At 41.5% G+C, this 23,170-nt stretch carries 18 protein-coding genes and 3 pseudogenes; 11 read left to right on the top strand and 10 right to left on the bottom strand.

Annotation, left to right across the window (positions count from 1 at the left end; genetic code table 11):
- Positions 1-180 precede the first annotated feature (180 nt).
- From TOL9009_RS0134470 to TOL9009_RS0134455, 4 genes and pseudogenes are all read left to right on the top strand, one after another.
- Positions 181-1,911: a helicase HerA domain-containing protein gene (locus tag TOL9009_RS0134470; protein WP_029637890.1), complete on the top strand. Its 1,731-nt coding sequence runs from the start codon at positions 181-183 to the stop codon at positions 1,909-1,911.
- A 134-nt stretch (positions 1,912-2,045) separates the two neighbouring features.
- Positions 2,046-2,312: pseudogene (locus TOL9009_RS0134465) on the top strand (ABC transporter ATP-binding protein/permease); the annotation flags it as partial.
- A gap of 724 nt (positions 2,313-3,036) precedes the next feature.
- A complete protein-coding gene (locus tag TOL9009_RS0134460; RefSeq protein WP_029637888.1) occupies positions 3,037-4,020 on the top strand; it encodes an RNA polymerase sigma factor, RpoD/SigA family in 984 nt (327 codons plus the stop codon).
- Positions 4,021-4,338: 318 nt separating this feature from the next.
- On the top strand, positions 4,339-5,010 hold the full coding sequence (locus TOL9009_RS0134455) for a hypothetical protein (RefSeq protein ID WP_029637887.1): 672 nt from the start codon (positions 4,339-4,341) through the stop codon (positions 5,008-5,010).
- Positions 5,011-5,051: 41 nt separating this feature from the next.
- Here the strand turns inward: TOL9009_RS0134455 and cobO are convergent, their stop codons facing one another.
- From cobO to TOL9009_RS0134425, 6 genes and pseudogenes are all read right to left on the bottom strand, one after another.
- Positions 5,052-5,729, bottom strand: coding sequence for a cob(I)yrinic acid a,c-diamide adenosyltransferase (cobO, locus tag TOL9009_RS0134450; RefSeq protein ID WP_029637886.1), 678 nt, complete (start codon positions 5,727-5,729; stop codon positions 5,052-5,054).
- Between the two features lie 628 nt (positions 5,730-6,357).
- A complete protein-coding gene (locus TOL9009_RS0134445; RefSeq protein WP_051503199.1) occupies positions 6,358-6,816 on the bottom strand; it encodes a DUF2141 domain-containing protein in 459 nt (152 codons plus the stop codon).
- Between the two features lie 494 nt (positions 6,817-7,310).
- Positions 7,311-7,586: a pentapeptide repeat-containing protein gene (locus tag TOL9009_RS0134440; RefSeq protein ID WP_199341426.1), complete on the bottom strand. Its 276-nt coding sequence runs from the start codon at positions 7,584-7,586 to the stop codon at positions 7,311-7,313.
- A 54-nt stretch (positions 7,587-7,640) separates the two neighbouring features.
- Positions 7,641-9,413: a group II intron reverse transcriptase/maturase gene (gene ltrA / locus TOL9009_RS0134435; protein WP_029637883.1), complete on the bottom strand. Its 1,773-nt coding sequence runs from the start codon at positions 9,411-9,413 to the stop codon at positions 7,641-7,643.
- A 581-nt stretch (positions 9,414-9,994) separates the two neighbouring features.
- Positions 9,995-10,129: pseudogene (locus tag TOL9009_RS44855) on the bottom strand (pentapeptide repeat-containing protein); the annotation flags it as partial.
- 316 nt (positions 10,130-10,445) lie between these two features.
- On the bottom strand, positions 10,446-12,080 hold the full coding sequence (locus TOL9009_RS0134425; protein ID WP_199341424.1) for a mechanosensitive ion channel family protein: 1,635 nt from the start codon (positions 12,078-12,080) through the stop codon (positions 10,446-10,448).
- A 472-nt stretch (positions 12,081-12,552) separates the two neighbouring features.
- Between TOL9009_RS0134425 and TOL9009_RS0134420 the strand changes: the two genes are divergently transcribed.
- The 5 genes from TOL9009_RS0134420 (at position 12,553) to TOL9009_RS0134400 (ending at position 17,422) form a co-directional block, all read left to right on the top strand.
- Positions 12,553-13,458, top strand: a complete 906-nt coding sequence (locus TOL9009_RS0134420; protein ID WP_029637881.1) for a S1C family serine protease — start codon at positions 12,553-12,555, stop codon at positions 13,456-13,458.
- Positions 13,459-13,492: 34 nt separating this feature from the next.
- Positions 13,493-14,317, top strand: coding sequence for a S1C family serine protease (locus tag TOL9009_RS0134415; protein ID WP_029637880.1), 825 nt, complete (start codon positions 13,493-13,495; stop codon positions 14,315-14,317).
- Complete coding sequence (locus TOL9009_RS0134410; protein WP_029637879.1) at positions 14,314-14,958, top strand: response regulator transcription factor; 645 nt, start codon at positions 14,314-14,316, stop codon at positions 14,956-14,958. Before TOL9009_RS0134415 ends, TOL9009_RS0134410 begins: the two co-directional genes overlap by 4 nt.
- Positions 14,959-15,275: 317 nt before the next feature.
- Positions 15,276-16,052, top strand: coding sequence for a PEP-CTERM sorting domain-containing protein (locus TOL9009_RS0134405; protein ID WP_029637878.1), 777 nt, complete (start codon positions 15,276-15,278; stop codon positions 16,050-16,052).
- Positions 16,053-16,624: 572 nt separating this feature from the next.
- A complete protein-coding gene (locus tag TOL9009_RS0134400; RefSeq protein ID WP_038298258.1) occupies positions 16,625-17,422 on the top strand; it encodes a PEP-CTERM sorting domain-containing protein in 798 nt (265 codons plus the stop codon).
- A gap of 339 nt (positions 17,423-17,761) precedes the next feature.
- Here TOL9009_RS0134400 and TOL9009_RS0134395 read toward each other — a convergent pair whose 3' ends face one another.
- The gene (locus TOL9009_RS0134395) at positions 17,762-18,895 is read right to left on the bottom strand and encodes an XdhC family protein (protein WP_029637876.1); all 1,134 of its coding nucleotides are present in this window, start codon (positions 18,893-18,895) and stop codon (positions 17,762-17,764) included.
- A gap of 667 nt (positions 18,896-19,562) precedes the next feature.
- Here TOL9009_RS0134395 and TOL9009_RS0134390 point away from each other — a divergent pair.
- Positions 19,563-19,976: a fasciclin domain-containing protein gene (locus TOL9009_RS0134390; protein WP_029637875.1), complete on the top strand. Its 414-nt coding sequence runs from the start codon at positions 19,563-19,565 to the stop codon at positions 19,974-19,976.
- 74 nt (positions 19,977-20,050) lie between these two features.
- Here TOL9009_RS0134390 and TOL9009_RS0134385 read toward each other — a convergent pair whose 3' ends face one another.
- Both TOL9009_RS0134385 and TOL9009_RS46575 read right to left on the bottom strand, forming a co-directional pair.
- Positions 20,051-20,785 carry an amino acid ABC transporter ATP-binding protein gene (locus tag TOL9009_RS0134385; RefSeq protein ID WP_029637874.1) on the bottom strand — a complete coding sequence of 245 codons (735 nt, stop codon included), beginning with the start codon at positions 20,783-20,785 and terminating at the stop codon, positions 20,051-20,053.
- A gap of 235 nt (positions 20,786-21,020) precedes the next feature.
- A pseudogene (locus TOL9009_RS46575) lies at positions 21,021-21,176 on the bottom strand (ISNCY family transposase); the annotation flags it as partial.
- A gap of 150 nt (positions 21,177-21,326) precedes the next feature.
- Between TOL9009_RS46575 and TOL9009_RS48135 the strand changes: the two are divergent.
- Entirely contained in the window at positions 21,327-21,485 is a 159-nt protein-coding gene (locus TOL9009_RS48135) for a hypothetical protein (protein WP_186227755.1), read from the top strand.
- 253 nt (positions 21,486-21,738) lie between these two features.
- Here TOL9009_RS48135 and TOL9009_RS0134380 read toward each other — a convergent pair whose 3' ends face one another.
- The gene (locus TOL9009_RS0134380; RefSeq protein WP_029637873.1) at positions 21,739-23,094 is read right to left on the bottom strand and encodes a UDP-N-acetylmuramoyl-tripeptide--D-alanyl-D-alanine ligase; all 1,356 of its coding nucleotides are present in this window, start codon (positions 23,092-23,094) and stop codon (positions 21,739-21,741) included.
- Positions 23,095-23,170 lie beyond the last annotated feature (76 nt).

Genomic DNA, 23,170 nt, shown 5'->3' with positions numbered 1-23,170 from the left:
AGTTGTTAAGAGTTAGTTGTTAGTGGATAGTTGTTAAGAGTTAGGAGTTAAGAGTTAGTAGTACTTTTTGACAATCAGCAACCAACACTCAACACCCAACAACGCTCCAACTATCCACTATCCATCAACAACTATCCACTATCCATCAACAAATATCCACTATCCACCAACAAATAAGATATGAATTTGGGACAACCGTTAGGTTCAGTAATAGAAGGTTCTCTCACAGATGGATTAGAAGTAAGATTACATCCGGATATTTCGGTTGAAGATATGCGGGTAGGTAAATTTTTAGTCGTGCAAGGAATGCGATCGCGTTTTTTCTGTATGCTGACAGATGTAGCGCTAGGAACTGCTAACCAAAGAATTATCGCTAATCCTCCAAATTGGGAAGATACATTTTTAAGAGAAGTTTTAGCTGGAAGTGGTACTTATGGAACTATCAACCTCTCACCGATGTTGATGTTCACTCCCGAAAATAATGAAACTTATTCAGCTACAAATGGCAAATCTGTTAATCCCTTTGTACCATCGACGACGGGTTTAGCATCTTTTCAACCCCAAACCAGCACGACGATGGAACTGTTACCAGTTAAAACTATTCCCAGTCACTTTAGCCAAGTTTACGAAGCGAATGAAGACGATTTTCGTCGAGTATTTGGTTGGGAAGACGATCCGCAAAGAAAAAATTTCTCCATTGGGAAACCCCTGGATATGGATGTTCCAGTTTGCATCGATTTAAATCGTTTTGTTGAACGCAGTAATGGCGTTTTTGGTAAATCTGGTACTGGAAAATCGTTTTTAACACGCTTACTTTTAGCTGGTGTAATTCGCAAAAGCGCAGCAGTTAACTTAATTTTTGATATGCATTCTGAGTATGGTTGGGAAGCTGTAGCAGAAGGTAAAAATGTCAATACTGTTAAAGGTTTAAAACAGTTATTTCCATCTCAAGTTGAAGTTTACACTCTTGATCCAGAATCTACAAAACGTCGGGGTGTAAGGGATGCACAAGAACTATATTTAAGTTACGACCAAATCGATGTCGAAGATATTAAGTTATGCAGTCGGGATTTAGGGCTGTCGGATGCAGCATTAGATAATGCTAATATTTTGTACTCCGAATTCGGGAAATCTTGGATTGTCCAATTACTGAGCATGACGAATGACGAAATCGAGATGTTCTGCGATGAAAAGCGCGGACATAAAGGTTCGATTATGGCTTTGCAACGCAAACTTTTGCGGATGGACAGTTTAAAGTATATCCGAGCGGCTTGCCCGCAAAACTACATCGACAAGATTTTGCAATGTTTGGAAGCAGGGAAAAATGTTGTGATAGAATTTGGTTCCCAATCCAACATGCTTTCTTACATGTTGGTGACGAACATGATTACCAAACGCATTCACGAGAAGTATGTCAAAAAAGCTGACAAGTTCTTGCAAAGTAAAAATCCATGCGATCGCCCAATGCCATTAATGATTACCATTGAGGAAGCACACCGCTTTCTTGACCCGGCTATTGTCCAAAGTACCATCTTTGGCACCATCGCCCGCGAATTGCGGAAATATTTCGTTACACTTCTGGTGGTCGATCAACGTCCTTCAGGCATAGATAATGAAGTTATGTCTCAAATTGGCACCCGCATCACCGCTTTGCTCAATGATGAAAAAGACATCGACGCGATTTTTACAGGTGTCTCTGGTGGTGGTGGTTTGCGATCGGTCTTAGCCAAGTTAGACTCAAAGCAACAAGCTTTAATTTTAGGACACGCCGTACCCATGCCTGTAGTGGTGCGTACCCGTCCTTATGATTCAACTTTCTATGCAGAAATTGGTGATATCGCTTGGGAAGAAAAGCCAGACGCAGAAGTCTTTGCTGCTGCTGAACTAGCTAAAGCCGATCTTGGGTTTTAATTTGGGGCAATGGGCATCGTCCAAGTGGGCATGAAAAAATCCTATCATAACGCGCATTACTTTCAACAATATCTTCGTTTGATAACCAGTAAGTTCGATTATTCTACCTTAGAACGTAAAGATCCCAAATGGGTTCTATAGGAGAGCAACAGCGTCTTGTTTTCGCAAGACTTTTACTTAATCAACCTCGTTATGCCTTTTTGGATGAAGCAACCAGCGCTTTGGATCAGCAAAATGAGAAGCATCTTTACCAACAGCTACAAAAAACTAAGATAACCTTTATCACTGTTGGTCATCGTCAGAGTTTAGTGAACTATCACCAGCGAGTTTTAGAGATATTTAATGATTCTAGCTGGCGATTAATAACAGTGCAAGATTGGCACTGCATAAATGCGGGATGAATTGGATGCTAAGACGCTTGGGAATAATTAGTATTAATATCGCCTCCAACGCCTCAAAGAAGTTCAAGTCGTATATCGTTGCAAGCATTCCAACAGTGCTAATATATCTGGCATGGGCTTTCTGTGGCGATTGAGTTGTAGTTGTGGTAAACAATAACTCTACTACGTCCAGCCGTCTTTATTTTGGCGAAGGTATTGTTTCAAAGGACTTCTTTAATTCCCCCAATCAAGCGTGCCCATTGCCCCATTTCGTAATATTACAATTAATCAGTTCGGTTATCCGGCTAATTTCAGGCACTCGCGAGAGGGGTTTTAGCGTCACTATATATATAGTAAGGGCACAAAACAATTTTTCGCCATTTTTTTGGCAAATAAGCAGTTTTGCATTATAATAGAAAGATTTATCTGAGCTACTTTACTATCCGACTAATTTGTCGTAATATTAAATAAGTAGAACTCATACTGACTTCGTATTTTTCGGGTCGCTGCTAAGGAGTGAGGACGAAAAGAAATCAAGGGAAATAAAGAGCGCGTACTTCTAACGACTTAAATGTTTAGGGAGGATAGGAAAACCTATCTAAAGGGAGCACCGTCTTGACAAAACTTGTACTAATATGATTGTCTTCGGTAGTTCATAATGTGGTGAGATCAAAACACAATCTTTCCCCATCAACCCTAGTAATTAAATATTCATTGTGTTTACGGACGAGAGGACCACGCACCAATGCCTACTGTTAACACCCAAACTGAAAACACTAACACCAAATTCACGGCTGATATGGTGCGAACCTATCTCCGCGAGATTGGTCGTGTACCACTGCTAACCCGTGACCAAGAAATCATCTTTGGGAAGCAGGTGCAACACATGATGAAGTTAGTGGAAGCCAAAGAGGCTTTAGAAAAGAAACAGCAACGTGAAATTAGCTTAGAAGAGTGGGCAAGCCATGTTAATCTCCCAGAGGGAGAGGTTACACAGCTTGTGCATCAAGGTAAGCGAGCAAAGCAAAAGATGATTGAAGCGAATTTGCGCTTAGTCGTTGCTATTGCGAAAAAATACCAAAAGCGGAATATGGAGTTTCTGGATTTGATCCAAGAAGGAACTCTAGGACTAGAAAGAGGTGTAGAGAAGTTTGACCCGACACGGGGTTATAAGTTCTCGACTTACGCTTACTGGTGGATTCGTCAAGCGATTACGCGGGCGATCGCTCAACAAGGTCGGACAATTCGCTTACCGATCCACATCACCGAAAAGCTGAACAAAATCAAAAAGGTACAGCGCGAACTAGCTCAAAAATATGGGCGATCGCCAACACCAGCAGAAATTGCCAAAGAACTTGAGCTAGAACCGGCTCAAATTCGCGAATACCTGAATATGGCACGTCAGCCAGTTTCTTTGGATGTACGCGTCGGCGATAATCAAGATACTGAGTTGCAAGAAATGCTCGAAGATGATGGACCATCACCTGAGTATTACATGACGCAAGAATTCTTGCGTCAAGACTTGAACACTCTTCTGGCTGAACTCACCCCCCAACAGCGAGAAGTTTTAGCTTTGCGCTTTGGTTTAGAAGATGGTAACGAAATGTCTCTGGCGAAAGTTGGCGAACGCTTAAGTCTTAGCCGTGAGCGCGTCCGCCAATTAGAGCATCAAGCCCTTGCTCATCTGCGTCGTCGTCGCGCAAATGTTAAAGAGTACGTTGCTAGCTAGTTATAAGCTCATCGCTCTAGGCGACGCGCCTCCTGAATTCAGGGGGCGATTTTTTTAGCTAAAAAATAGAAAAGAAAAAAATATCAGGGATTTTCCGTAAACCTCACCCCAGCGAGTGAATTTACACAAGTGAAGTGAAAATCGCTTAAACGATGGTATTTTCTGATTAAAACTAAAAAATATTTCATCAAAGTGTATTGTTCCGCACAATATAAATCAATCCTTTGACAGAGCCTTGATGCCTAAATACTTGGTTACGGTTTAAATAGGTGGCGAAATAAGTAGTTATTTTAACAGGAGAATTTGGGTGCTATATATATGAATAAATTTCTTTACCCTGGCAAATGGACAATTCCCCTCGTTGGTTTAGTTATAACGGCTGGTGTTATTGCTGAACAGGCTAAACCAGCTTTGAGTAACCAAATAGAAACAGTACAAACATCAACGTTGGCTACGGATTTGCTGCTTGTTTCCAGAAACGCTGTTTTGCAACAAAGACAAATCCAGGCTGATGACGAAAAAGTTTCTTTATCTGGAACTACTACACAACTTACCGAAACTCAAAAAGCAACAAAAAAGGCTGCAGTTCCCACCACGAAGTTTCCCAAACAAGATGGCGTTTATCTCTACGGTCAGTCGCTACAACCAAACCAACTTGGGCAAGGATATATTGTATTTCAGAAGCGCCAAAATCAGGTGATGGGTGCGTTGTATATGCCGAGTTCTGAGTTTAGTTGTTTTCAGGGCAATATTGACTCCTCAGGAGAGTTGGCAATGACGGTGACTGCACCTGGTGGAGGAGGTATAGAAGAGGTAGCTACGGCAAATATACTACCGAAACTAGATGTAGATCAGCCAATGACTTATGCCTACTCAGTAGCATTACAAGACTATCATCAATTAAATACTGTCAGTGAAGGCGATCGCCAAATTTTGCAGAAGTGCAATCAAGCTTTAAATGGCGGATATGGTTCATTGAATGAACGATGAATAATTAGTTTTGGCATCATTGATCGTTCATCACTTACTCATCAAAACTCAATTCCCGCTTGCGCTTTTATGCCTTGATCGCGAAAAGGATGCTTTACTAAAGTCATTTCTGTGACTAAATCGGCTCGTTCAATTAAAGCCGCTGGTGCGCCTCTACCTGTAAGAATAACGTGTTTGTCGAGTGGTTTTTCCTGCAAACCTCTTAAAATTTCGTCAACTTGTAAATAACCCATTTTCACAGCGATATTAATTTCATCTAACAGCACCAGCTTAAAGTCTGGATGGCGGATGTATTCTAATGATTTTTGCCAAGCTTCATAAGCTTTATCGAGGTCGCGATCGCGGTCTTGAGTTTCCCAGGTAAAACCTTCGCCCATAGCATGAAATTCTAACTGGTCTTGCCACATACTGAAAACCTTTTTTTCTGAAGGTTCCCAGGCACCTTTGATAAATTGGACGATCGCTACTTTATATCCATGACCGAGCGATCGTAATACCATCCCCAACGCCGCAGTCGTTTTTCCCTTACCATTGCCGGTATTAATAATAACTAAGCCTTTTTCTGGGACAGCATTTGCGATTCGTTTATCTTGAACTTCCTTACGGCGCTGCATTTTTTGACGATACTGCTCATCCGTTAAAGAAGAAGTTATTACTTCATCGATTAAACGGTCAATCTCTGGGTCTGAGTTAAATTCTGTTGTGGTATCGGGTTTCATCAATTTCTGTAAATTACTCTCAACGACTAATAAAATAGACTTCTTTCACTTATTCGGAAAAAGGGAAAAGAAGTAAGAAAAATCTTTCTCTTTTAACCTTTACTTTTGTCACCATTTGTACTGGAAGAGGTTTAATAAAATAAAATTCGGTTGTTTTTACCATTTTAATTAAATGGCATTATTGGATATGTTCAGTGAGACTACCAGGAAAAATGTTGATCCAGTGTTAGCTTTATTACTGATACTTTCCACCAAGCAAACAAACCTATATAATATACAAACTCAATCCTCAACTTTAGACCCTTATTGCTATTCTAAAGAATTTGATAAATTCACTCTAGAACTTTAACTAATTTCTTAAATAGTAGCGTTTCGCCCCTTCAGGTGGAGACTTGGCACTCAGTTGATGTGGGTGGCTTATTTGGGTCAAATGCAGCAGTCGTGCAACTAAACGCTCATAGTGGGAATTCACTGTAGAATAACAACAAAGTAATGCTACAAGTAAGTCGGCACAAATAAACCGAACTATATAAGAGAATGTAAAAAAATCAAAATCCTTGGGATTGCTTCGTTCCACTCGCTTCGGACATACCTTGAAATTTTCACACCTACTTACTTAGCGTTTACTTTAGCCGAAAAAGTTCAGCAACTTAATTTGAATGTTAGTCTCAGGACCTGCGACTAGAAACGCAGAATCGGCAAATTTTGGCGCACCTGTGAGAATTTTTGGGTTTTGAGAAAAGCCAAACTCTTCTGTGGGAATACCGAACGGATTTCGATTGAGAATACCGTCACCGTTGGCATCATGAAAAGCAGCGATCGCATAATTTCCGGCTTTTAAGTTGTCAAATTTAACTGTCAGGGGTATTTTTTCTAGTTTGACACAACGGGCAGCCACCGCGCGATCGCTGCTGCTAGGAAATCCTCGTCCACCTGAAAACAAACTCAAGCAAACTTGTCCCCGCTGGCTTTTAAATCCGTTAATCGTCACAGTCAGGCTACTATTTGACACTGCTTTTGCTTCTTGTAAAGCTGTCAAGCTGATAACAGCGGTTAGAAGTAAAAGGCTTTTCAAACTACGTTGCATCTTTATTGACTCCTATATAAAACACTACAATTTTAGGCAGTAATTTGATTAAAACCATAATTATTTGCCGATTCCAGTCGCAAAGACTACTCACACAGATGGTATAATAAAGCTGGTAATTTTGAGATAGTTTATAAATAGACGAGAAAGGCGATCGCTATAGTTCCGAGATTTTTCTCGAATTAATAGACATCGACCGAATTTAAATATGCGTTGCCCGAACCCTTGATTAGACGTAGCACTTGGTAGTCTCTACGTATGACTCTGGAGATGTCTAATAGACATAGGCATAGAAATTAAATATGCGTTATCTAAAACCATTGTAAAGACGTAGCACTTGGTAGTCTCTACATTAGACATCTGGTAGAAACTAATTATGCGTTGCCCGAAACCATTGATTAGACGTAGCACTTGGTAGTCTCTACCTATGACTCTGGAGATGTCTATTATTTTTCACACCTATGTCTAATCGATATCTGCTCAGTTAAACAAAATCAAATTAAGCACATATTTTGACTGATGGGGTCAAAACCTCTAGCAAATCGGGTACTTTCGTCGTAAAAAGCACCACTAAAATTAGCACCGTACAGCTTAACATTATTTAGTTTGGCTCCTCGCAGATTAGCTTGACTTAAATTCGCTCCGCTGAGGTTAGCTCCAGTTAAGTTAGCTCTGGATAAATTAGCTCCCTCAAAATTGGCTCCCCATAATTTTGCTTTGGCTAAATTATTAAACTCAGCGAGACTGTCACCAGCCCCGCTGGTCTTCAAAACCGTGCTTGAGACTTTCACCTCACACGGCTCCTCAATGATTTTGGCGCTTTGTCATGCGTACCTCATTACCCATTTATCCTCAACTTTCTCAAGTCTTCTGGTGGGTTTAGGCTCGGCACTATTACAGCCGGATTTTGTGCCAAGACTGCCATCGCTGGCTGTCTTTGTATCATGGCAATGTCTGTGTAGGAGTTGCCAGTTCTCGTAAGAATCCTTTCCACCTTGCGATTTTGGGATTCTGTGGTCAACTTCCATAACATCGTTTTCGCGGAAAAATAGTCCGCAGTGGGCGCACTTCCCTTCTTGCATTTTCAGGAGTTTTGATACCTTACTTGGCATTTCGGGGTTTTTTCCCATTCTTTTACTCCAATAAACTAGGTTTCCGTCGTATGGAGACGATTCGTCTTTAACTTTTACATGACGCACTATTGGGGTGTCGGCATGGTCTAATAACCGGAGTGGGTTTGTCCCTTCCTCCCTGGTTGCGAATACCCAGTTATCACCGTTTATATGGTGCCAATATTTCTTTGACACCCATGCCCCGCTTTTTAAGGGGTGACGGCGTTTTGCCCAAGCTACAAGCTTTTGGTGCGTGAGGTCATCGATATCTGAGTAAGCCATCTTGCTTACTACAGTCGCGTAGTAGTTAGCCCACCCCCTAATGATTGGGTTTAATCGGCTGATTAGCGCCGCTTGCGGTGCTGCCTTATGAGCGTCAATTAAACTAGCGATTTGGTCGTAATGTACCTTTTGCTTCTGCTTACTTGGGGTGATGATTGTTTTAAAACCTTGTTTCGAGTGATACTTTCCTATGGGAAATTGTTGTATCGTAAAGCCAAGAAAATCGAATCCCGGCTTTTCTTGCTCATACTGGTTGAGAGTGTGAGCAAGTCTCGTTTTACTCGGTTTTAATTCCAACCCCATGCCTTGTAACCATTCAGAGATAATCTCTCTGCATCTTTGAACAACGGTTATGTCTTCGTGGAGAATTACGAAGTCATCGGCGTAACGGATTAGGCTAAGGCTCCTGCGATTATTTCGCTTTCTTCCTTTTAGCGTTTCCGCGTATTGCTTAATCCGTTTTTCCATCCCGTGGAGGGCTATATTTGCCAATAGAGGAGAAATGACCCCTCCCTGTGGCGTTCCCTCAGATGTTGGAAACAACTGCTTTCCATCCATCACTCCCGCTTTTAACCACGCTTGAACTTGTCGGCGTAAGGTGGGGAATGTATTTAATTTTATTAGCAGTGCTTCATGGTCAATGCGGTCGAAGCATTTAGCAATATCAGCATCTAGCACAAATTTAGGTTTGTGGTTAATTGCGACATATATTGCTCCAACTGCATCATGGCACGAGCGTCCTGGTCTAAACCCGTATGAATTGGGTTCAAATCGCGCTTCCCATTCTGGCTCTATTGCCATTTTGACAAGTGCTTGCAAGGCTCGGTCGTTCATTGTCGGGATGCCTAATGGTCGTTTCTCCTCTGTCCCCGGTTTTGGTATCCATACTCTCCGGGTTGGTGCGACTTTTGAGCTTAATTTGAGATTGGCAACCAGGGTGAGGCGTTGCTTTGGGGTCAGGCTTTTCAACCCATCCACTCCAGCCGTCTTCTTACCTTGATTGTCTTGTGTAACCCGTCTGACCGCTAATACCTTTGCTGCCCAAGACTTCATCAACGTCTTTTGGAGTCTGCGAAATGCTTTCACATCGCCACGAATTGAGGCTCGATAAATTCTCTTTTGGAGCTTGTAAACCTTGCGTTCTAGCTTTCGCCAATTCACTTGGTTCCATTCCACCGTAGTCTTTAAACTCGTTTTAGACATATATACTCATTACTTGAGACTTTATCTTCCAAATCATCGTGAGTCTGTCTGCATATCCTGGGCGTTACCCCAAGCATTCGCTTCTGACTCGATCTCTCCTCCTCGCTACATACGGTTAGCACCTACTCAAGTATTCGACCTCTTGAGAGTAAGCGAGAGGTTATCTCGTTCCGAATATCCATATTGTGTACCTTTAGAGTGATGCTATTCGCCGGGTTTATTGGAGGTGCTTATTGGTCAAAGAACTACTTGCCAACTCCTTATCCTTTGCCTTTTGGCTCCAGCGCTTCAGCCTTATTTCGCTGGTTCTTAATAACGACGATTCAAACGCATCTTCAAGCCGAGGCTTTACTCATGGGTACTTTTGCTCGATGGATACCGAATTAGGCTTTCAGTATTACCACCTTTCATCCCCGCTTCAGGCGTTGATGGCTAGTCTCGAACCTGGGGGAAGTGCTTTCACCGCTGCACCTGCGGGGTAGGTTTTTCACCTACATGGACATTCAGTTGTCAAGGTTCATACCTTGCGGCTAATCCCCCTAATCCTTTACTAGGATTGGTTTCTAACCAACGATTCGCACAGCTCCACTTAAGTTTGCAGCCCATAAATTGATTCCGGGTAAATAAGCTTTAATTAGCTTAACTCCACTTAAATCTGCTATAGAGAAATCTCTCTCGCCTGCGATATAACGCCGTTTAAGTTCATCTGCATTCATTTTTACCTGTTAATAATTGCATAATTTTGTTTGCAAATACCAATTTATCGTACCTTAATTATTCTGGGTGTTGTCAAATTTTGGTGGCGATCGCCTGTGACAGTTGCGTAATATCAAGTCCGGATAATTAGTTATGATTCCCAGTCCATCATGCAGATATCAGTGGAGATTTCCCACTGTTTTCGTTGGGGGGTTGACTACAAATAGACATAAAAGTGAAAATGAACTATGCGTTGTCCACAACCCTTGTAGAGACTACCAAGTGCTACGTCTCTACATTCATTTTCACTCCTATGTCTAATGAGAACAACTGACCCTATATAGAAAGGTAAGACCGTCTCAATTGCCAGGTCAGTTCTCGATTGACTTCACTCTTAATTCGCACACCCCGTTCGCAGTGTTCTAAGGTAATATCGTCCACGTAGAACTTCACGCTAAAATTTCGCTCTGATTGCTGAATTTCGCTAACCCAAATTTTAGGTTCTTGCCATTCATTGCGGGTAGTTTTGAAATTTTCCTGCATCCACATCCGTAGAGATGTCATGGCATTATCCAAGCGAGTATCGTCTGATGAAGTCTTACTAACTTTCACAAAAAGTTTGTTCATCTTGATCTTCAGCAGATTAATCTTTTGCTCCCAATACTTTGGTAGCTGAATTCGATCCTCATGGAGTAAATCCGGATCTTTTAACCAAGATTGATACCAACAGCGGATTAAACCAATCAGCGCTCCTTCGGCAGCAACTGCTTCGGGGGATTCCTCCAACCACACACGTTTGCTCCTCACTAAGCGGTCAGACAATACCTCCATCCCAATCATTTGACAAACATCCATAAAAATGCGTTGAAGGTTTCTAATCTCTTCTTTATCTAAACCTCCATCTTCCATGCGACTAATTTTATCTGAAAGATCATCAAATGCTTGTTCCACCTTTGCTAACAAAGTATTGACCTGCTTCTCAGCCAATAATCGCAACTGCCCAGCTTCTCGCTTCTGAATTGCTTTAGTCGGCTCCTCTGACATTCCAAAATATTCATTCAGCATTTGAAGCTTGCGATCCACATTGCCTAATGTATCCGGATGAGCAAGAATAACTGACTGCATCAGTTCAATCACACGAGCTGGATCGGCATCACTCTTTACAGGAAAAGAAAGGGTGTAGTAGTAATGGGCTGTGGGACGACTTAAGTTAAGAATCGATTTAGTTTGAATTGAATTGTTGGGTACATATAAATCGCAGTGTTGATCAATTACATACAAAGTAGTCAACCGTAACCCAACTTTTTTGATGATTGCTGATTTTCCATCCCCAAGAGTCACGACATCACCAAAGCGGAAGGGAGAATCAATCAATAACACCACACCAGCAAAAAAATTCCCCAAGATATCTTGTAGGGCAAAACCGAGAATAAAGGCTACTCCTCCCACAGCAACCCACAATCCAGTTAAATTTAGACCAAAAGCTTGAAGTGATAATAAACCTCCAGTTAGATAGACAATCACTGGCAAGATATTTTGCAGGAGTGGTACTAAGACATCATCCCACTGCGCCTCACTTTTCTCGGCAAATTCCACTAGATAGTAAACAACTACTTCGGTCAGAAAACTAACTAGCCAGAAAGTTAGTGTAATGATGATGATTGCAGAGAAACTTTTCTGAACTGTTGTCAGGAATGTAGTTGTTCCTAGTGACACTAAAAAGAGTTTCAGGCTTAGAAGAATACTAATAATTAAGGCGGGGATTTTAGAGACATTCAGCGTCATAATCGCTGCATCTGAGCGGAATCGACGAAACCAGATGCGAAGAATATAAAAGATAAAAATATACGATACAAGGATTACAATTGCATTGATTACTAATGTCTTCCAAGGACTCGCAAGCGGAATTGAAGGCAAATCTTGTTTAACCTGTGCAATGATATTTTGAAAGTTTGAGAAATTATTCATCATTGTAGTTGACTATTGGCACAATATGTTTACTTAAGGTTTCTGATTTTATCAAGAAAGACAGAGGGCAGAAGGCAACTATGGTCAAGGTAAATTACTTATAAATTGCCAAAACAAATTCTAATTATGTATTTTGCATGATGACATTAAGGCTATTATGTATTGTGATACTACCACATCAGTGTAGATATAGAAATCAGATTTTATTTTTGTAGGACTTACGCAAAAGTTCTCTCTCTTCCTCATTCCTTTGTCAACTCTGCGTAGGAGTGCAGTTCGTTTTTTCATTAAGAAACCGTAAGTTCTATTAAAATCGTCAAAAAGCCTGAATTATAAGCTTTTTGAATGCGTGACTTCGGGCTTGGCAGACTACTAGCCATTTTTCTAGGATAGATTCTCCCCATTTTTCTGATGCCACCTGCGAAAACAAAACGGCAAAATATGAGCATCTAGGAACGTTTAAAGGAGAAATTGGATGTCTTCATTAGTGGCTCTGTCCAACAATTTAGCCGATATCGTAGAGCAGGTTGGGAGTGCTGTTGTTGCTGTGAACGCTGGCGCCCGCATTTCCCCTAGCGGAATTCACTGGCGAGATGGTATCATCGTTACCTCTGACGAGTCGCTACAACGCTATGAAGAAATTACTGTCACCACTACAGATAATCGAACAGTTGCAGCTAAAATCTTGGGTCATGATTCCAGCACCGATGTAGCTGTCTTTCAGCTACAAAACGTAGAAATCCCAGTGGCGAAAATTGGCGACGCAACAACACTCAAAGTTGGTCATTTAGTACTTGGATTAGCAAGAAGTAGCGAGGGTGACTTAAAAGCGGCTATGGGTGCAGTGAGTGTTGTTAGTGGTGCTTGGCGAAGCATGAGCGGTGGTAATATTGACTCGTTCATCCGTCCAGATATCACTTTCTACGCTGGCTTTGCAGGTGGACCCCTCGTAGATGCTGCTGGTTTCGTGGTAGGAATGAATACATCGGGGCGGCGTGGTACTGCTTTAACTATCCCCGCTTCTACAGTAAATCGTGTGGTTGACCAATTAATTGCCAAAGGACGCATTCCACGGGGCTATTTGGGATTGGGAATGCAACCTGTACGTTTACCTGCAAACTTGAAAAGCGCCTTAAATTTAACTTCTGCTGGTGGGGTGATTGTCGTCAATGTTGAGACAAACGGACCTGCTGACAAGGCAGGTGTGCTGCTTGGGGATGTATTGGTAGCTTTCGATAATACTTCTGTCAGCGATACCGGTGATGTGCTGGCATTGCTGAATAATAGCGATCGCGTTGGTAAAACTGTTTCTGTGCAAATTGTACGCGGTGGAGTTTTGCAAGAGATAGCGATCGCGATCGGCGAAAAACCGGTTGAGTAACTATTCCAACTTCAAAAATCACAATTTCCCCAATATGACTATCACAGCAATAACTGATGAATTAGCACTCCTAGCTGCTAAACTACGTAATATTACTGTAAAAGTGCGTAGCGGTTCTTTAGGAAGCGGTTCCGGTGTCATCTGGCAACCTGACGGCTTAATCATCACTAATGCCCATGTCGCTACCAGCAACAAGACGACTGTCGAATTGTCAGATGGACGCATATTTGATGCAGTACGGACACACTTCGATCCACAGCAGGATTTAGCAGCTTTGAAAATTGCTGCTACTGACTTAAATGCCGCAACCATTGGTGATGCAGATGCCCTACGAGTGGGTGAATTAGTCTCTTCTGTGGGTAATCCTTTTGGTGACAGTGGTGCAGTCACAATCGGCATTATCCACACAAATAATCAGCGTTTGGTAATGGCTGATATTCAACTGTATCCTGGCAATTCTGGCGGTCCGCTTGCCGATTGTCTCGGTCGCGTTGTCGGAATTAATACCATGATTGCCAACAATTTGGCTGTGGCAATATCAAGCTCAACTGTCAAGCGTTTTCTAGATGGAAATCGTCGAAAGCTGGGGGTGACTTTACAACCTGTACTGGTAAAACGCAGCTTGGGCTTATTAATTTTATCTGTGCATTCTCAAAGTGTTGCTGAAGCTGCTGGTTTGCGAGTTGGTGATGTGTTGATTGGGGTTTCGGGGCAATTATTCTCTCAACCGAATGATTTAAGCAACTATCTTAATCAAAGCGACAGTAAATCACTACCATTACAAGTTCTGCGTGGTGGGCAACAATACATTTTTTATGTTGTGTTGCAAGATGGGAAAACTGCTGTGGAGGTAACATGATTCGGGTGATGGTAGTTGCACCTTCCCCCGTGGTGCGGGCAGGTTTGTCAGCTGTGCTGACAAGCAACCCTCAACTGACGGTAGTAGGTAGTGTATCTGACTTGGATGCACTCTTGGGGGAAGTTGGGCAATTACAACCACAGGTGGTGCTGTTAGATTTGAGCGGCAACCTTCAACAATCAGTCTGGGAAAAATTGCTTTCCATGCAAGAGGAGCAATACTCATCACCAATTATTGTTATTGCTGACGAACTTGACAGCATCAACTTAGAAGTAGCACTGCGTTCTGGTATACGGGGCATTTTACCAGATAGCAGCACAGAGTCAGAGATTATCGCGGCTGTCGAGGCGATCGCTTTTGGTTTAATTGTCTTACACCCCGATGCAGTTGAGTTGCTTCCTCTCAAAGAGTTGATGCGGGAAAAAGTGACGCTCACACCGATGCAAACATTGACACCAAGAGAGATAGAGGTTTTAGAAATGCTCGGTTCTGGTTTGGGAAATAAAGCGATCGCCAAGCGTTTGCATATCTCCGAGCATACCGTCAAGTTTCATGTCTCATCCATATTTGGCAAGCTAGGGGTTTCGTCTCGCACCGAGGCTGTAACTGTTGGTGTCCGACTGGGTTTGATTATGCTTTAATATCAAGTCTTTGGCAGGTTTGCCCCACCTGCCTTTTTCTCAAACACAAAAACAAATTTCCCAGCTCTTCATTACTCTTTAAAAAACGAAGGACAAATACACCACTTCTTTATCAATAATTCGTTTCTTCACAAATATTAGTTCGTATACCTTGTTTATCTTTACCTTTACGGAAGTAAAAGTACTCACTTTTATATTAAGTTAGTTAGATATGTAACATTTTAAGCAAAAAAGCAAATTCCGTAAATATAGCCTATTTTTTGTATTTACTAAGTCACATAATAGGCTCAAGACACGGAAAACGACAAGAGCCAAACATGATGTTTATCAAAAAAATTGCTTCAATTGCTGCTTTATCTTTAAGTGCGATCGCTTCCATTTCCTACGCCGGTTCAGCTCACGCTCTCGGATTTACCTACAGTGCTGGTGCTTACCGCGATAGTGCAGTTAAAAATCAAGGTGCTTTTTCTGAACAAGTAAACAACAAAGGTTATACAACCCTTGATTTCAATGATGGCAAAGCACCGAACAGCGATGGAGTAAAATATACTTTCTCTCAAGGTACTTATTCTACGACAGCTCTTTCTGGGCAAACTGGTATTTACAGTGACAAGTGGGCACCTTCTGGTGTTGTGGGAACAGACGTAAATTACTCCAACTATTTAGCTGTTTTCAAAGGTAACACTGTCACCATCGAAAACACAAAAAATAAGGTTTTCAACTACTTCGGTTTTGATGCAGGTGCTTTGAGTGGAGGTAATACTTTGTCATTCTTCAAGGGTGGAACCTTAGTTAAAGAATTGACCTATGACATCATGAACGCGGCTGCAAAAGTTTCATCTTCGACACACGGTGGTCAATTGAATGGCTTCTTCGAGTTTTTCTCCGAAGGTGTAAATGATAACTTTGATAAGATTGTCCTTTCTCAGAATGATGGCGGCGGCTTTGAATCTGACAACCACACATTCCGTACAGGTACAGGCAAGTACGACGCTGCCAAAGTACCTGAGCCAGGTGTAGCTTTAGGATTGCTAGCTGTTGGTGGTATCTTCCTCCGCAAGCGCAAAAATCAGAAGTCTGTCAACTTGGGATAAACTCGGTTAATTAGAACTTTCTAGGGGTGCGTCTATCCCCTCTACTGCATTTTTACATATAACAATTAAATATGCGTTATCCAGAACCCTTGTAGAGACGTAGCATTGCTTTTAAACACCTAGCATTGCTACGTCTCTACATTTTTTTACCAGATTAATACAGTATGCCCTAATGCGGGAAATGATCAAACTGTTATTTACGGCAATTTGATACGCTTTCCCTGTCATTCTAAAAAAGCGATCGCCTAATTCACCCTCGTTATATTTTTTAGAGACACCCTATACACAGAAAAAATTCTCTTTACTTCATCACTCCTTAAAAATAACACTGGACAAGTATACAACTTCTTTATTAATAATTCGTTTCTTCATAAAAATTAGTTCCTTTAACTTGTTTATCTTCACGTTTGTGAAAGTAAAATCACTGTTTTTTCTCTGTAAGCTGGTTAAATCAGTCACAATTTATGGCTATTTAAATAAAAATAATATTTCAGTAAATATATCCTGACATTTAGTCAATAATGCATCAGATAATTGGCTCAAGACACGGAAAACGACACGAGCTTACAATCATGTTTATCAGGAAATTTGCCTCAATTGCTGCTTTATCTTTATCTGCGATCGCTTCCTTCTCCTACGCAGATGCTGCTCACGCGATGTCCTTTACCATGAGTACAGGTACTACAGGTCCTAACGGAGAAACTAATCAAGGTGCGTATACCAAAGACAAAAACGCAATCACTGTTGACTTCAACAATACAGTAGACGCAAAAGGCAAAAAAGTAGACGGTACAGCACCAACTACTGGATTTGCTCAGTACACATTCAATAACTTAACAGTTAACCCAGCAAGTAAAGTTTTAAGCAACACTTGGGCACCAGTTGGTACTGTTGACGAGAAAAATACCTCTAAATATTTGCAAGTTTTCGCTAATAGCTCCGTCACAATTAGCTTAGAGAGTCTGACAAAATCTTTTGGTTTAGATTGGGGTGCTGCTCACCCTGGTAATACTCTTTCCTTTTTTAAGGGAGACACCCTGATCAAGACCTTTGAAACTGCGGACATAGGTAAGTTTGCCCTGTACTCTGAACAACATCCTGGACCAAAGGCAGGTGATAGTTCTATACAATCAGCACCCGGAAGCAATACGTACTATCAAGGCAATGGCTACGTTCAGTTCTTTGCAGATAACGCAGATGAATACTTCAACAAAATTGTGATTTCCCAAAAAGGAGCGGGTGGATTTGAAAGCGATAACCACTCCTTCCGCACTGTGCCTGAGCCTAGCCTTGCTTTAGGTATGCTGGCTATAGGTGGTGGTATGCTCCTCCTCAAACGCAAAAATCAAAAGGCTCTTAATTTGGGCTAAGTTGATTTAATCACCACTTTGTTGGGGTGTCTTCCACCCCCTTCTCGCTTTTAGATAATTTAGTTTCTATTTGCCCACAGACATAATAATAAGATGGAAATAGAAAAGGCAGACCACATAAGTCTGCCTTTTTTTATGTTTTGATTATTTTTAATCACCTAGCAGGGTAAACGCATCTAAATGTAGTAAGCACTCTTCGTGCTTATTTTAAGCCAGGACTTACGCACGGACTACATATTTCCGTCATTGCGACGCAAGGAAGCAATCTCAAAGTCTTGTTTTCTGGTAACGAGTGCGTAAGTCCTATAAGCAATGAATTGCTTACTACGAAAGAACAATTCAAGTTATGTGACTTCGTTGATGAATTGGTTCGTTACGGTTCCTTAAAAAGCCTCCACTACGTTTTGCTAAAACTGTTTGAATTTCGGCGATGATTGATAGGGCTATTTCTTCGGGGGTGTCTGCTCCTGTATCGATGCCAATTGGGGCGTATAATTTTTCTAATTGTTGTTTGCTATAAGTTATTTTTTCTGCCTGTAAATCTTGAAGTAGTTTTTCTGTGCGCTGCTTGGGACCTAAAATACCTAGATAACGTGCTCTTGATGGTAAAAGCGTTTTCAGAATTTCTAAATCGTCGAGATAATTATGCGTCATCACCACAGCGATCGCATTTTCATCTATAGATATTTCTTTGTGGACAATTTCGCGACGGCTGAGAATCACCTTATCAGCGATCGCTAATCGCTCTTTTGTTGCTTCATGCGATCGGCAATCAACTACTGTAACATCCCAGCCTAATGCTTTGGCAAAGTTCACTACAGGTACAGCATCCCGTCCTGCACCATATACAATCAGTGGTGTTGGTGGTTGGATAACTTCGATTAAGACTTCTATGCTGCCTGATAATTGGTACTTGTGGACTGTTGAAAGTTGATTGTCCAAAGCAGTTTGAGCATCTTTAATAAGAAGTTTTGTTAAGTTTGCTTGTTCAATATCAGTTATTACAGTATTGTCAGAATTAAGAATTAGGCGTGAGCCGACTTTGACATTCAGCGCATCCTCTACACTAAAAACGGTAGCGATAACGCCGCGCTGTTGATTATTTAAGCACCGAGCAATAAATGCGATCGCATTAAGTTCGCTTTTTACATCCAAGCGTTCAATAAGTACTTGCACAACGCCGTTGCAGCCCAGCCCAAATCCCCAGACAATATCTTCATCGGCAGTGTTATCGTAGGTGACTACAATCGGTTCCAAGAAATTGGTGTTTTGGCGAGTATGTTGAAAAACATCATTTTCTAAGCAACCGCCGCTAATGGCGCCAATTATTTTTCCGGTATTTGTCATCAACATTTTCGCACCCGGACGTCGGTAGGTTGAACCAAAGGTGTTGACTACAGTTGCCAGATATGAGGTTTCACCGCTTTTTTGGCTTTCGTCGAAGGCGTTAAGAATTGCTTGTAACTCGTTCATATTGAGTTTGACTCAAATATGTAATTTGTTTGTGGGGTACTTGGCTATTATATAAAGTCAGGGCAGGTTCAATTGCGTGAACGCCTAACAGTCCCAACTAGCTCATAAGACCTCGCGGGAAGCGGGAAACTCAGTCACTTCAGTGCGCTCGTGGGAAGCGACACGAGCGACTTTAGTCGCCGTGGTCTTCTCTATATTATCCGTTTAGAAAAAACTTTTTGGTTTACTGACTTTCAGTGTTACATGGTGGAAGGAAAGCTAAGACCACAATGGAATCCAAGGCTTGAGCCGGATGATTGGTAACAGTCAAGTCCGGTTCTTAGGGGGCTGCGGGATGGTGACATCCCAATGCTACCCGACTAGCCATACAGCTAGGTTTAAATCTAGCCAACTGGGTAGACGGTGTTTGACGACCGTAGCGAGAGTTAGACTTTGGGTACTGCCTAAAACTACTCTGTCCGCAGAATCTCAGTGTCTTTAGACCTGAGAGTGTCAAATGTAGGGGAATCAACGGCACTACAGGCAAAATTGTTTAGAACAAGAGTAGCAGGGGTTACAAAAAACCTGGCGATTTCCTCCCACCGATAGAGAGTGTAAATCTACTTCCGACATAGGCTAGAGGATGTTTGACATTTTTTGTCAATTTATCATAAATAGCATCAAAATTATGCCTGATATTGTTGATACTGCCATGAGTGCGGGGATTTTCTCTACCTTAGTCGCGGCAGTTACGGCTGCTGGTCTTGCAGATACACTCAAGAGTCCCGGTCCATTCACTGTTTTTGCGCCAAGTGATGATGCCTTTTCTAAGTTGCCATCGGGAACAGTCGAAGCACTGCTTCAAGATATCCTTACCCTGAGAAAAATCTTAGAATATCATGTGGTTTCTGGCAAAGTCACGGCGGCTGATGTCGTTAAGCTCACTAAAGCCACGACGGTTGAAGGTTCCGATGTCAAAATTGATGCCTCAAATGGTGTCAAGGTGAATGATGCCACAGTCGTTCAGCCGGATATCGAAACTGACAATGGAGTTATTCATGTAATTGACAGCGTACTGTTACCTCCATCAGTCAGCCTTTAGAGTTTTTGTGTGTAGTAAGCACTAAAGTGCTTAAATAAAGCGCTGAAGCGCTTACTACGTTTATATAAGGAAGACTAAAGCATCTTTTCGAGAAATTGCTTTGCGCGATCGCATTGAGGATTTTGGAAAAATTCCCTTGGTGTAGTATCCTCTGCCAAACTTCCTTGATCGAGAAACATAATTCGACTGGCAACTTCTCTAGCAAATCCCATTTCATGGGTCACAATTGCCATCGTCATTCCCGATTGTGCCAAACCTTTCATCACTTCTAACACATCTTTGACCATTTCTGGATCTAAAGCTGAGGTTGGTTCATCAAACAAAATCATTTGCGGTTCCATCGCTAATGCACGAGCGATCGCAACTCGTTGTTTTTGTCCCCCTGATAATTTAGATGGGTAAACATCGGCTTTTTCTGCCAAACCCACTTTATTAAGTAACTCCAACCCCTTCTGAAGCGCTTGTTGCTTATCAACTTTTTTCACTTTAATCGGTGCATAAGTGACATTTTGCAGCACTGTCATGTGAGGAAACAAATTAAAGTGTTGAAACACCATCACCAAAGAAGACCGAACTTTGAGAATATTTGTCTTCGGCTGAGTAATTTCTTGTTCATTAAAGTAAACTCGTCCTTTAGTCGGACGTTCTAATAAATTCATACATCGGAGAAAAGTAGACTTACCCGAACCCGAAGGACCAAGAATAGCCACTACTTCACCTTGATAAATCTCCGTCGAAATATCTTTGAGGACATCGAGTTTCCCAAAAGATTTATAAAGAAACTCTGTGCGAATTACAGCTTGATTCATATTATTTATTGGGGCATTGGGCATTGGGCATTGGGGACTGGTGAATCAAACAACTAACCACCATCAACTAACAACTGGAGTTTAGACTAGTCAGGAGTGCGAAACTGTTCAAAAAATCAGATATAAAACTTTGTTAATAATCAATAGTTGTATGTTTCAACTATATTATAATAAAGTTTATTTTCAGTATTTTATCTGCGATTAATGATAACAAAATATTTGATTAAACTCAAATTTAGTTGATAGTAAAAACTCGACAATTTATTTGAGTTCTGAGAGTTTTTCGACTAATAATAGTTAAATTATGAGCGATAATTCCCCAACCAACCCAACGACAAAATCCCAACTCTCCCTTATATAAACAACGTTGTAAGCCAAAACATCGTTTCAAACATTAGTACTTTAGTACTGTAAAAAATGTCCAATTATGTGTATAAGGATATATGTTCATTTCACGTTTTTAGTATTCTTCTCCTTTCAAAAGACCTCAAGTTGTCAGGCGATCGCCTTATTCTGAAGCATTTTATCAGGATATAAAGCCTTGTCTGAAATTTATGGAAATATCGCGCGGATAGAGTTTTACCTTTGTGATGATAAAAATACTCTTGAAAAAGCCGGAGAATATTTTCTGAGAGCAGTCCACTATGCATTACGTATTGCTTTAACTCAACGGATGGTGATACATCTGAACCTGGATTAACGACAAAACATCCGATCGCCGAGCTAATTTCAAGCGAATCTTGGCTTCGTCAAGTTAATTGAGCTATATTCGCGTCATATGTAGAGACGTTTTGCCGGAACGTCTCTACACGGAACGTCTTTACGCTTAGTACAGTTTTGCGTAAGAACAAGCGCGTTTTTTAACGCAGAGGAGGAAAGGAGGTAAGCGCAGAGTGACACAGAGTTTCTGTGATAAATTTTCGTCATGAATTAATGCAAATTTGTGCTTAATATCAACTATTAAATTCAGCCCGAAACTGATTGACAACGCGATCTAAACCTACCGAATGTGCAGCTTTGAAAAGTAAACGATCGCCTTCTGTGACAAACTCTTTCAATCGAGCAACTAAATCAGCATGAGTTGCAAAGCACTCGGATGGAATACCTTTGGCGCTGAGTGCGTATTCTTGGGCATCTTGTCCGTCAACCAACACCAGCAAACCGTCTAAATTCAACTTTCCCACCATTTCTCCCACAGAGGAGTGTAATTGTGGCGATCGCTCTCCTAATTCTTTCATTGCACCCAATACGGCAATCTTCCGTTTTCCGGGTGTATCTGCTAATAATTGCAGTGCTGCCATCATAGCTTCTGGTGCAGCATTATAAGTCTCATCTAATATTATCACATCATTGGGCAAAACAAAACGTTGCGATCGCCCGGAAGGCATATCAACTAAAACACCACCTTTCAAGCACGACCAATCAATACCTACGGCTTTCGCCACTGCCAAAGCTGCCATGAAATTGCTTGCATTATGGCGTCCAGGCAAAGGTAAAGGAAGTTCCATCCCCCCGACTTTTACAGTATCGTTATCAATTAAAAGCCCGTGAATATCACCTCCAGACAAGCCGTAAGTCAAAGTTTCACCTTGCCAAACTTGCGCCGCCGTTGCCATTAATAACGGGTTATCATGATTGAGAATTGCCACACCAGATGACGGCATTTGCGCTAATAACTCACATTTTGCTTCGGCGATCGCTTCGGTAGAACCGAGCAGCTCAATATGCGCTGTTCCCACATTAGTAATTACGGCGATTGTCGGATGAGCAATTTCTGTCAGTTCGGCAATTTGTCCCTTACCGCGCATCGCCATTTCAATTACGGCATAATCATCTTCTGAACTTAGTTCTAGAAGAGTTTTTGGGACACCGATTTCATTATTGAAATTTCCATAAGTTTTGTGAACTCGTCCTTGAGTTCCTAAAACAGCAGCGATGAGTTCCTTGGTGGTAGTTTTACCTACAGAACCCGTTACCCCAATTACAGGAATTTGAAAGCGATCGCGCCACCAAGAAGCGATTTGTTGATATGCTTTGAGGGTATCTTTGACCTGCAAGACAGGAAATCCCGGATTCAGGTACTCAAAATCAACGATCGCAGCTATTGCATTTTTAGCGATCGCCATTGGTACAAAATCATGTCCATCAAACTTTTCCCCTCGTAAAGCTACAAATACTTCACCAGGTTGCAAAAAACGGGTATCAGTTTGAATAGCGCTACCCAATTGTTTTAGAGCAGCTTCAGATAAGTTTACAGGCTGGGCAGAAAGAACTGCAATCAGTTGAGTTAAGGTAGCAGAACAGGGCATATTACTACTCACACCAAAAACAATGCCAAAGAAGCTATCGCTCCTTTGGCACACTTAATTTATAAGTTATAACTGA

It is taken from the genome of [Scytonema hofmanni] UTEX 2349 (genome assembly GCF_000582685.1).
Lineage (GTDB): Bacteria > Cyanobacteriota > Cyanobacteriia > Cyanobacteriales > Nostocaceae > Hassallia > Hassallia hofmanni.
Note: the sequence above shows the minus strand (reverse complement) of the source record. Positions and strands in the feature narration are given on the sequence as shown.

Excerpts from the sequence above, each read along its gene's own strand:
- TOL9009_RS0134385 (WP_029637874.1), bottom strand. The coding sequence starts at position 20,785 with ATGAATCAAGCTGTAATTCGCACAGAGTTTCTTTATAAATCTTTTGGG.
- TOL9009_RS0134420 (WP_029637881.1), top strand. The coding sequence starts at position 12,553 with ATGTCTTCATTAGTGGCTCTGTCCAACAATTTAGCCGATATCGTAGAG.
- TOL9009_RS0134410 (WP_029637879.1), top strand. The coding sequence starts at position 14,314 with ATGATTCGGGTGATGGTAGTTGCACCTTCCCCCGTGGTGCGGGCAGGT.
- TOL9009_RS0134415 (WP_029637880.1), top strand. The coding sequence starts at position 13,493 with ATGACTATCACAGCAATAACTGATGAATTAGCACTCCTAGCTGCTAAA.
- TOL9009_RS0134400 (WP_038298258.1), top strand. The coding sequence starts at position 16,625 with ATGTTTATCAGGAAATTTGCCTCAATTGCTGCTTTATCTTTATCTGCG.
- cobO (WP_029637886.1), bottom strand. The coding sequence starts at position 5,729 with ATGAAACCCGATACCACAACAGAATTTAACTCAGACCCAGAGATTGAC.
- TOL9009_RS0134460 (WP_029637888.1), top strand. The coding sequence starts at position 3,037 with ATGCCTACTGTTAACACCCAAACTGAAAACACTAACACCAAATTCACG.
- ltrA (WP_029637883.1), bottom strand. The coding sequence starts at position 9,413 with ATGTCTAAAACGAGTTTAAAGACTACGGTGGAATGGAACCAAGTGAAT.
- TOL9009_RS0134395 (WP_029637876.1), bottom strand. The coding sequence starts at position 18,895 with ATGAACGAGTTACAAGCAATTCTTAACGCCTTCGACGAAAGCCAAAAA.
- TOL9009_RS0134455 (WP_029637887.1), top strand. The coding sequence starts at position 4,339 with ATGAATAAATTTCTTTACCCTGGCAAATGGACAATTCCCCTCGTTGGT.
- TOL9009_RS0134390 (WP_029637875.1), top strand. The coding sequence starts at position 19,563 with ATGCCTGATATTGTTGATACTGCCATGAGTGCGGGGATTTTCTCTACC.
- TOL9009_RS0134380 (WP_029637873.1), bottom strand. The coding sequence starts at position 23,094 with ATGCCCTGTTCTGCTACCTTAACTCAACTGATTGCAGTTCTTTCTGCC.
- TOL9009_RS0134405 (WP_029637878.1), top strand. The coding sequence starts at position 15,276 with ATGATGTTTATCAAAAAAATTGCTTCAATTGCTGCTTTATCTTTAAGT.
- TOL9009_RS0134470 (WP_029637890.1), top strand. The coding sequence starts at position 181 with ATGAATTTGGGACAACCGTTAGGTTCAGTAATAGAAGGTTCTCTCACA.
- TOL9009_RS0134425 (WP_199341424.1), bottom strand. The coding sequence starts at position 12,080 with ATGATGAATAATTTCTCAAACTTTCAAAATATCATTGCACAGGTTAAA.
- TOL9009_RS0134445 (WP_051503199.1), bottom strand. The coding sequence starts at position 6,816 with ATGCAACGTAGTTTGAAAAGCCTTTTACTTCTAACCGCTGTTATCAGC.